Origin of the sequence: Belnapia moabensis DSM 16746, from assembly GCF_000745835.1 — a bacterium.
Taxonomy (GTDB): Bacteria; Pseudomonadota; Alphaproteobacteria; order Acetobacterales; family Acetobacteraceae; genus Belnapia; species Belnapia moabensis.
Genome location: NZ_JQKB01000071.1, coordinates 1 through 9,695 on the forward strand (window position 1 = coordinate 1; position 9,695 = coordinate 9,695).

General features: G+C 65.0%; 11 protein-coding genes and 1 pseudogene. All 12 read right to left on the reverse strand.

What is annotated here, in order from left to right; genetic code table 11:
- Positions 1-205, reverse strand: a pseudogene (locus tag EP26_RS36935) (IS3-like element ISMtsp5 family transposase); the annotation flags it as partial.
- Positions 202-594 (reverse strand): hypothetical protein, encoded by a 393-nt coding sequence (locus tag EP26_RS24710; protein WP_084112934.1) that lies wholly within the window; start codon positions 592-594, stop codon positions 202-204. The pseudogene EP26_RS36935 and the gene EP26_RS24710, both read right to left, overlap by 4 nt.
- 45 nt (positions 595-639) lie before the next feature.
- A complete protein-coding gene (locus tag EP26_RS24715) occupies positions 640-1,023 on the reverse strand; it encodes a hypothetical protein (RefSeq protein WP_043342582.1) in 384 nt (127 codons plus the stop codon).
- A gap of 137 nt (positions 1,024-1,160) precedes the next feature.
- A complete protein-coding gene (locus EP26_RS24720) occupies positions 1,161-1,565 on the reverse strand; it encodes a PRC-barrel domain-containing protein (protein ID WP_043342584.1) in 405 nt (134 codons plus the stop codon).
- Between the two features lie 29 nt (positions 1,566-1,594).
- A complete protein-coding gene (locus EP26_RS24725) occupies positions 1,595-2,449 on the reverse strand; it encodes a hypothetical protein (protein ID WP_043342597.1) in 855 nt (284 codons plus the stop codon).
- Positions 2,450-2,879: 430 nt separating this feature from the next.
- Entirely contained in the window at positions 2,880-4,295 is a 1,416-nt protein-coding gene (locus tag EP26_RS24730) for a coiled-coil domain-containing protein (protein WP_169747476.1), read from the reverse strand.
- Positions 4,296-4,630: 335 nt separating this feature from the next.
- A complete protein-coding gene (locus EP26_RS24735) occupies positions 4,631-4,888 on the reverse strand; it encodes a GlsB/YeaQ/YmgE family stress response membrane protein (RefSeq protein ID WP_043342613.1) in 258 nt (85 codons plus the stop codon).
- A gap of 148 nt (positions 4,889-5,036) precedes the next feature.
- The gene (locus EP26_RS24740; RefSeq protein ID WP_043342616.1) at positions 5,037-6,056 is read right to left on the reverse strand and encodes a YsnF/AvaK domain-containing protein; all 1,020 of its coding nucleotides are present in this window, start codon (positions 6,054-6,056) and stop codon (positions 5,037-5,039) included.
- A 25-nt stretch (positions 6,057-6,081) separates the two neighbouring features.
- Positions 6,082-6,483 (reverse strand): DUF2382 domain-containing protein, encoded by a 402-nt coding sequence (locus EP26_RS24745; RefSeq protein WP_052389639.1) that lies wholly within the window; start codon positions 6,481-6,483, stop codon positions 6,082-6,084.
- A gap of 64 nt (positions 6,484-6,547) precedes the next feature.
- A complete protein-coding gene (locus tag EP26_RS24750) occupies positions 6,548-7,498 on the reverse strand; it encodes a hypothetical protein (RefSeq protein ID WP_245624509.1) in 951 nt (316 codons plus the stop codon).
- Positions 7,499-7,638: 140 nt separating this feature from the next.
- Positions 7,639-7,821 (reverse strand): CsbD family protein, encoded by a 183-nt coding sequence (locus EP26_RS24755; protein WP_043342621.1) that lies wholly within the window; start codon positions 7,819-7,821, stop codon positions 7,639-7,641.
- 222 nt (positions 7,822-8,043) lie between these two features.
- Positions 8,044-9,555 carry a helix-turn-helix transcriptional regulator gene (locus EP26_RS24760; RefSeq protein WP_052389640.1) on the reverse strand — a complete coding sequence of 504 codons (1,512 nt, stop codon included), beginning with the start codon at positions 9,553-9,555 and terminating at the stop codon, positions 8,044-8,046.
- Positions 9,556-9,695: the final 140 nt, after the last annotated feature.

Genomic DNA, 9,695 nt, shown 5'->3' on the forward strand with positions numbered 1-9,695 from the left:
AGCCGAGGATCTGGGCCCGGATGTGCTCGAGCAACGCGGCATCGGAGCAGGCCCCGACCGGACCCCAGCGTATCGGACCGGCCGGTGCCGCGGGGTCGGGTGCCGCGCGATGGCGGTAGACCGTGGCCCGGGAGAGCCGCCAGACCCGGGCGACCCTGGCCAAGCCATAGGCGCGGCTCGTGACCGGAGAGATGGCCCGGCTCACCGCCTCGACCTCCGGCGGCCCAAAGGGCGGCCGCCCTCCAGGGTCGCAATCTTCTGCTCCAGCAGCTCGTTAGCCATGGTGACCTCGCCGAGCTTGGCCTTGAGCCGGAGCAACTCCTCATCGCGGCTGTCGCGCTCGCGCTCCTTCATCGCCGCCTCCGCCCCAACCAGGGCACGGTCGCGCCACTCGCTCAGGCGGGCGACGGTGACGTTGAACTCGCGGGCCACGGTCTCCAGCGGCTCACCGCGCAGCAGCCGGGTGACGGCGGCCAGCTTGCGCCGGGCAGAGTTGCGACGCTCTGGCCCGGCACCGCTCGTGGAGGCGCCGGCGTCAGCGTTCTGTGCGCACGCCGGCGCCCCCGCGGGCTCGTCGTTGTGGTTCTGGTCCATCGGTCTGACCTCCGGTTGCGGTGACCTCTACCGCAGCCGGCTGTCTCATCGAACCGTGCCGCACCCCACGATCTTGGTCGGCCTGAAGTTCGCCATCCAACGCTGCACGGCCTGCATCACCGGCAGCGGCACTTCGTTCTGCTGGATCTCCTCCTCGATCTCCTCGATCTCGCCGGACATCAGCACATCCACCTCACGTACGCGACCTTCCCGGGTGCGTCCCTTGAGTTTGAAGGTCAGTCGCCCGGCCTCGATCTCAACGCCGGCCTCGGAAATCTGCTCAAAGCCGCCGGCGGCCCGCGCCGCCGCCACGATGTGCGGCGGAACTTGATTTGTCTCCAGCTTCGCGCTTTGTGCCTGCACGGCGTTGTGGCCAACGGCAGCGGCAAAAATTGCCGCAATAGCCGCGGCTTTCAAAACATAGGCCATGGTGCGCTCGTCGTTTCCGGCTGGCGTCGTGCAGACGCTGCCAAGCGCACCATGCGTGCCACCTAAGACCACGGCTTCGTAGTTATGTCACTGTCCAATAACATTGCGGTCCAACCGGGGGTGGTACTGCCCAATGTTCACATGATGCCAGGGTAGGCCAAGCCATAGTAGTCATAAACGCTGCGGCCATAACCCGGCTCGGTCCACGGTGTCTCGTCGCGGCCACAGCTCGGTGCCGCTTCCAACTGTGCGCGCGAGACATCCGCCACATAGCCGCTCAGGTCTGTATCGTAGGTCAACGTCTTCCAGGGCAGGGGGTGGTAGCGTTCACCAATCCCAAGAATGCCACCGAAGCTCATGACAACGTAGGAAACCTGGCCGGAGACCTTGTCGATCATCAGCGTATAGATCGAACCAAGGCAATCGCCGGCGCGACTGTAGACAGGCGTGCCTTCGACCCTGTCGGAGGAAATCAGTCGAGCTGTTTCGATTGTGGTAACACCTTCGTCGCCTGTGATGCCGGTTCCCGTGGCTTCTGACATTATCGTCTCCGTTGGCTGATCACTGAATTCTACCAGGCATCGCCGAGTTGCCATTGCAGGGCGACCGCGACTTGATAGCGTGGCGTGTCACGGGTGGTCCCAAACCCGGCAGCGAGGCCCAGCACGGCCCGGCCTCCTGAGAGCCTGTGGCGAACTCCAGCTTGAATGAGGCTGTAGTCGCGGTCACCCCGCTCCTGCTGCTCCCTGGCATATGTCAGAACGAGTGCGGTGGCAGGGGAGAGCGCCTGACCAACAGAAGCATTCACCAGATAGCGGTTCGGCCGCTCGCCAAACTGCGGCTCCAGGCGAGCCACCCAGCCAATGTTAAGATGGGTGCCGATGGCCTGTTGCCCGAAAGGAAACGTCCTGCCTATTAGCGCCACGGCTTCGGTTTCATAAGCGGGTTTGCCGGGGCCATAGAGGGTTCGTATCCGTATCAGGCCCGCAATAGCGGGATACCCGCCACGTCCATCGCTGAACTCGTACAGCGCCCCAATCCGGGTCGCACCTCCCCATGCGACCTGCCCGCCATCCTGTGACGGGCCGAGACCGTCGCTGACAGTACCCAGCTTCCGCCGGGTCTCGAGGTTGCCATAGGCGCCAACTTGGCCGATGCGAAGCTCCAAGCCTGGCACGACACCCATCGATAGCTGGGTCTCGACGGCGCCGGTGTTGCGCACCGAGCCTTGCCGCGCTCTCTCGTAGGCGCCGATGAAAGCAGCCTCGGCTGCGCCGGGCTTGGCGGCGACGGGATCGGTAATCTGGAACGGGTCGTCGGCAAGCTCAATTGGCTCTTCTACCGCCGCTGCCGCGGGTGCGGCGGACAAGAAGTACATCGCTGCCAGCAGCGCGCCGGCGCAGTTCTGAGGAAGAAGTCTGCACATCCGGCTCCCCTACCGGCTGGCGGGCCCGCCTCGCAACCGCAACCGAAAGACGTTCCTATGAACGGCGGCCGGTAAGGGGTGGCAGTGGTAATCGAGCTGGGCCTGCCGGATCAGCATGTGGCTTATGCGGGATCGCAATGCGTATTGAACAAAGCTGGGTTTGAGGGTGTGCGGTTCGTGCCGGAAATAGACCACCGCCTTTATCAGCGGCCACCCCAGAGTTGCAGACGGTGGCATAGGCCCATGCCGCCAAATATGAGAATGACGGCGACGGAAAGGCTCAGCCGGTCCGTAAGCACCGCGAAGTTTACACAAGCCGCGAGGAGGCTCAATAGAACCTCGACGACATACCCTGACTACCATGCGTCAGGGCTGGCCCCGGCCGCTGCGAGAGGACGGCCGGGATGATCATGTCACGAAGGAAAGCGCCTTACTGCGTGGGCGTTGCCGGCGTGCTGGGTATGGTGCCCGCCCCCCGCGCCACGGCTTCTAGGGTCGACAGCTCCTGGCGTCGTTGAGTGACCTGACGCTCCAGCTCCGCCGCCTCGGCCCGTGATCGGTCAAGTGTCGAAGTACCCGCATTGATGTTCGTTTCCAGCGCCGTCGCCCGGCCTTCCAGCGACTGGATCCGAGCGGCCGTCTCCGCCGCACCACGCTCCGCCGCCGCTGCGCGCTGCGCAGCCGCTTCGGCTTCAGCACGCCGGTCGGCCAGGGCTTTCTCGGCCGTGCCCACCTCGTCGCGCAACACAGCGAGGCGCTGCTCGGTCTCGCTCACGGCCTGCTGCTTACCGGCGAGCGCCGCCTCGGCCTCGCTGGCCTGCGCCCGCAGCGCGGCGACACGCTGCTCTGCTATCCCGACCGCCGTGTTTGCCTCAGCAAGGCGTGCCTCTGCCGCAGCGAGCGCGACGCCGCTGGTCTCCACGGCTGCTGCCAAGCGAGCGCGCTCGGCCTCTACTGCCACGACTGCAGCCTGGCGCTCGCTCAGGGTCACCGAAGTGACCTCAGTTGCGCTGCGCAGCTCGGCCAAACGACCTTCCGCGGCGGTCGCCGCATTGAGCAACTCGGCCACGCGAGCCTCACCGGCCTGGACCCGCTCGGCTGCGGCATCAGCTCCACGACCGGCCTCGGCCATGCGTGCCTCCACCCCGGCCAATGTCCCCTGCCGTGCGGCGATGTCGGCCTCAGCGGCCGCGATCACTTCACGCAAGGCCTGCGCCCGGCTCTCGGCGCCGGCGATCGTGGCCTCCCGGGTCGTTAGCGTCTCCTGGGCCCGGCCGGCTTCCGCGGCCAGAGCCGCCACACGTCCTTGCGCCGCCTCGGCCCGGGCGGAGAAATCGGTCGCGCGCCCCTCGGCCTCGCGTAGAGCAGTAGCAGCGGCGTCGCGTTGAGCAGCCAGCCGCTCCACCTCGCCTCGACGCTCGGCCAGCGCGGCATCGGCTGCGGCAGCCTCTGTGCGGGTTCCGGCCAAGGCGGCGGTAGCGGCCTCGCCGGCCTGTCGTAATTCCGTAGCCCGCGCCTCGGCCGCGTCGGTCGCGGCCTTGAGCTCGGCGACCCGGCCCTCTCCGGCCGCAGTCTGTCGTCCGAGCTCCGCGAGGCGCGCCTCCGTCTGCGCTGTGCCGGCGGTGAGCTCGCGGCTTCGCCCCTCCGCCGCCGCTATCCGTTGCGTCAAGGCCGCGAGATCGCCCGCTGCCTGCCGCTCCTGCGCCAAGCTGCCCTCGAGCTCCGACACGCGTACTGCGCGGGCTTGGCCAGCCTGTTCCGCGGCCTCCAGCCGGTTACCACGGGACACGGCGATGGACCATCCAAGGACCAGCAGGATCAGCGCTGCCCCTGCGGCACCGAGCACGGGCCAGGATAGCCCAAACATGCCGGCTGAGCTGACCAGCCCATGAGCCGGTGTTGGCCGTTCTCTTGGTGCTGGTGTTTGGTTCATCGGCTTGTTCACCATGGTCGGGAAACTTTCAAAAGGATTTGATTCGTCTGTAAACCGTTCAGCGTCGTTGAACGAAAGTTCGGCACCTAACAAACCACGTCATGGATAACGGCCAGGATTATCTTGGTGTCTCTATCAGCCACCCTCATGACGTCGTTTGCCATGTCACCAAGCTGCAATCCGGTCCGTAAAAAGGCGGACGCCGTCATTTGGCATGACGGCGCTGTTTCCTCCGACTACCAGCTGTTTCAGACGCTCCGCCGGCCGGTGACGGCATGGTAGATCCACAACACAACGACTGCACCGATCACGGCGACGATCATGCTGTACAGGTTGAAGCCGGTGACGCCGGCTCCACCGAGCATGTTGAAGAGGAAGCCGCCAACGAAGGCACCAACGATGCCGAGCACGATATCGATGACGGCCCCTTGGCCGCTACCGGCATACAGCTTGCTGGCGATGAAGCCAGCAACTAGTCCCAAGATAAGCCAAGCAATGATGGACATTGGAATGTTTCCTGAATCACGTGGGGATGAGGGGTACGTACCGTCTGGGCAGTGGGCTCGCCGTGTCGTCACTATGGGGGGCGGTCTTAGTCATTGAGTCGGTAGGGTGGGGAAGGATTGCTCCAGTCCCCACCCTGTCCAGCATGTGTCAGCGCTTGGTGGGATTGGCGCCGCTGACGTTGGTGCCCAGGGTCTTGTCGACTGCACGGCTGGCCATCGTGCCGGGCGGGTTACCCGGTGCGTCATCAGGAGCGGCACCGGCAACACCGACACCGGTCGTCACGCGGGCTGCGTCCGTGGTGGTGTCGTCGATGTCAACCTCGGTCCGACGGACAGTATCCTGCACCGTCTCTGTCCGTTCGGTGGCTACCTTGCGGATGACGACCTCGCCGGTGACGCGGGCTTCCTTGGCGATCACCGCTTCCTCGGCGGTTTCGGTGGCTTCGATCGTGCGGTCCTGGAACACGGCCTCGGCGCCGGTCACCGGGCGATCGACCGCGCGACGCTGCACATCGACATGCTCCTGGTGCAGCATCACCTGCTCACTCACCGGCGTCTCGACCACGTAGGAGCGCACCCGTACCCGCCCGCGCTCCACATCACGCTTGCCAACCCGCAGGCTTTCCTCGACGACCGGGATCACCTCCTCGCCGCCGACACGGGCCGTCGTGGTGGCCGCTGCGGTCGTCGTCGAAGCGGCGGCAGGCGTGGTGGAACCCACGGCCATGCCTGTGGCGGCGACACCGAGCCCGGTTGCAGCCGGCACGCTGGCCACCTCGGTGTCCGAGGCGACGGCCTGGGTACCCGTCCAGCCTTGCTGCCGCCACTCGGCCTCCCGGGTGTCGAGGTCCACGGCGCCGTGGCTCTCGAGGACATCCATGGCTTGCTCGAGCTTGCTGTCCTCAATCGTCGCTGACACAACGACGGAACCGCGACGCACGCCCTCTGCGTAGGTCGTCCTGTCCTCGTCGGGAACAAAGAGATCCTTCAGCGACGCCCAAAAACCGGTATCGCTGGACGCGGCGGCCGTCCCGCCGGTCGTCGATGTTGCGTCAGCCGCATGCATCTGGATGTCACTGCTTGCGATGTTCAGTTGCCGCGCGAGTTGCTGAATGGCGGCGTCCGCATGGGCACGATCGTCAAACATGGCGGTGATGGTACGCGACATGGTGGTCTCTCCTAAAGTGGTTGGTTCAGTTGTCCAGTCCAGCGGACGGAGGCGTTGCCCCTGCCGCTGGCACTCTGTCGACCGCGGCACGCTGAACCCGCCGTTCGACGGACCATTCCACGGCTTCCTCGCCTTCGACGAAACGCAGGCGGATCTCTTCCCTGAGGACGAGGCGCCGTTCGACGACAAGGATCTCCTCAACCACTGGGACAACGAGGACGTCGCCTTCCTGGCGGGTTTGCGGCGGCTCGCTTACCTCGCGGTCAATCTGCACGCGCTCGACCTCGGCGCGCCGTGTGCGAAGGGTGGCCCGCAGCACGTCCTCGACCGTCTCGGTGCTCAGTGAAATGCGCACCCTCCCGGTCTCGACCGTGCGCTTGCTGACATGCAGGATCTCCTCCGCCAGGGGCACGACCTGCTCGGTCACGCCTCCAGCGGCAATATCATCCAAAGGCGCCACGGCATCGCCGTGGGAGCCTCGAGTATTGCGCTCAGGCGACACGCCGGGTGTTCCTGAACGTCAGCAGGTCGCGGGTGCCGCGGCGGGCGCCGAGCACTGCGGCGATGGCACCCAGCAGCATGATGCCAAAGACTGAGAAAGCAGCAATCGACGTACCGGAGGCAGCAGTGTCGGCAGCACGGCGGGCCGTTTCCTCAGCCTGACGCGCAGCTTGGGTGGCCTGCTGCTCGGCCTGCGCGACGCGGGCCTGGGCGTCTTGCGGGCTGATGTTGTATTCGGCTGCCACAAGCTGGTTCAGACGCTCGCGGTCCGCTTGCGGCAGCTGCCCATCCGTCACCCGCTTGGTGGCAAGCTGGCCCATCTCGGCCTTGCGCTGGTCGGACGTCATCGCGGCCGGATTGCCACCAGTCCCGCTTAGTGCGTTCTGCACACGATCAGTGACGCTCTGCGCCATCGACTGCAGCGTCCCGGTGCTCGTACGGTCGGCGGCCTGTTGCCCCGCCGCCGAGCCTGCAGAGCCAGCACCTGACGCCACGCCGCTCAGCAGGCTGGAGGCTCCGGAGGTGGCGGTGGAGGCAATGCCGGAAACGAGGTTGCCCAGCAACACGGCAGAGATCAGGAAGGTAGTGCCCCACACGGCCAAGCCGTGCAATGTGCCATCGGTGTTGTCGGCAGTGCCGGACAGGCGCGCGGCGACGTACCCGCCAACCGCGAGGCCGATCAGGTTGGACACCAGCAGCCAGATGGCCGCGCCGATGCCGAAGGACGATGCGGACGGTGTTCCACGCGCCGCGGCATCGACCGTTGTGGCGCCCACGCCGGCGCCCAAGGCGTTCAGCATCAGGCCGATAGTCAGTGCCACAACGGCACCGGCGATGATCGCGCCCCATGAAATGCGCGAGGGCAGCGACGGAGCACCCTCCGGAAGAACCGCAGTGGCGGCCGCGTCGTCATAAGTTCCGGCTGTGGTTCGGGTCTGCATCTTCGAAGTTCCTTTGCTTTAATGAGCACGGCGACGCGGTCACTGGAGATCAGCGGTGCGCATCTCGACAAGGCATGCGCATGCAATCGGTCCGGCGCACACCGGACCGTTGATGTTGTTTTTTTGTTGTTGTTAAAGCACTACTTGTCGGTCGCGTCCCGCACGGCGTCCTTCGCACTACCGGCAGTGTTCTGAATCTTGCCTTTGACCTTCTCTGCGGCGCCTTCGGCCTGGGTCTGGGTGTTGCCGGTAAGCTTCCCAATGGCTTCCTTGATGGAGCCCTTGACCTGCCTGGCCGCGCCCGCAATGCGATCGCTGTCCATCTGGTCTTCCCCTGAAGCGCCTAGAGCTGGAACCATGATCGGTGAGCCATGGCGCTGCTCGCATAACCGCGGCCGTACCCCGGAGTTCGGCAAGCGGCCGTGCAATCGGCAAAGTCGACTAGTATGCCTGCACTAGCTTGGTGGGGGTAGAGTACTAATCCCCAATGACTGAGCAGTTCCACAGGCCTCACCAACGGCCAGGGGCGGCACGGTTCGTCGATTCTAATCTGGGGTATCGGTTGATTTCGGCGTCTTGGGTGGGGGGCCTCCATCGAAGCCGCGCTCACGGGCCCAGATGACCAACGCCGTTCGGCTGTTTACTCCGGTCCGCCGATAGAGCGAGGCGATGTGGTTGCGCACAGTATTGGGGGAGATACCGAGCTTGCGCGCAATGGAGGGGTCTGCCATGCCGCGGCACACCAGGGTCAGGACCTCTCGCGCTCGCTGCGGCAACTCGCCAAGTTCCGCCGCGGCACCTTGAGGTGCATCAAACCGTCGGAGCTTGGCTAGTTTCTCCAGCACGACCTGGCTGAACCAGGACGTGTCCTGCATCACTGCCTCGATCGCTGCAACGACCTCAAACTCCGTGCGTCGTCGCTCAGCGACATCCTGTGCTATTATCAGAACACATGGGTGATTTCCGATGGTCACCGCCTCGGCTGATACCAGGCAGTCGAGCACGCCGCCCTCTTTGGTGCGCAGCTTCATCTCAAGCTGGCGCACCGAGCCATCATTGTGAAGTTGCTGCTCGATCGCCTTCCCTGCCCGTTTATCAGCCCATAATCCGATCTCGTCGGCACCCTTGCCAACCAACTCTGCTTCGGCGTAGCCACATTCCCGGCTAAAGGCGTCATTGACCAGCATGATACGGCAGCCAGCTCGCGCGGCAACGAAGGTCGGCACGGGCGTAAGACGGAATGCCGTGGCGAAGCTGGCTTCACTCTGGCGAAGGGCATCCTCGGTCAGCTTATGACGCTCCAGGTCGACGAAGCTGAACAGCATGCAGGCTGTATCACCGAGCTCAATCGGCTGTCCGGCGACGATGACCCGCTTTTCGCCACCGCCGGACAGCTGCAGCACCGCTTCCATCTGCGGGATGGTGCGTCCGTTCTGCAGCCGCTCAATGGCCAGCTCCCGCCGGGCAGCACCTTCGAGCACGTCGATTTCGTACGCCGAGCGCCCAAGCACCTGCTCCTCGGAGTAGCCAGTCATCTCCAGGAAGCCGCGATTGACTTTGACATGGCGGTGATCCGACAGCCGCAGGATCACGGCGGGCGCTGGGTTGGCAGCGAAGGTTGTCTCGAAGCGCTCCTCGGCGTCAAAGCGCTCGCTCTCATCGTTCAGGATCAGCACCAGGCAGTCGGGGACACCAGCGGCGTCGTTGAGCACGAGGCTGCGAATGCGATGGGTCCACTGCGCCTCGTTTTGTCCAGCAGGCGCCACCTCGACTACCACCTCATCAAAGGCCTCGCCCGCCAGCACCCGTTCCATCGGGTAATGGCCCTTCGGTAGGTGGTGCCGGTTGCGGTAGCGCAACTCGAACCTCTCCCGGTACTCCGAGACAGTTGCGCCCAAATCCGCGATCTCGCGCACGCCGTGCATCTTGAGCGCGGCCCTATTTGCCCAGGAGATACGCTGGTTGGGTTCGAAAAGGATGACCCCGTCCTGCAGTGCGGCGAGTATGAGTCGCAGCTGCTGCTGGTCGACGTGATCTTGCGCGGGCAGCTCTGACACGATGGGTGCTCCAAGCGTTTGGCGCTGTTACCCGCGCCGCGTCTTAGAGTCTGAACGCGAAATAAGCCTGGTCCTTCAGGTCGGTTTCGACACGTAGGTCAGTGCGCCGGCCAAGCCTCACCACGTTGGGCCGATGTCTC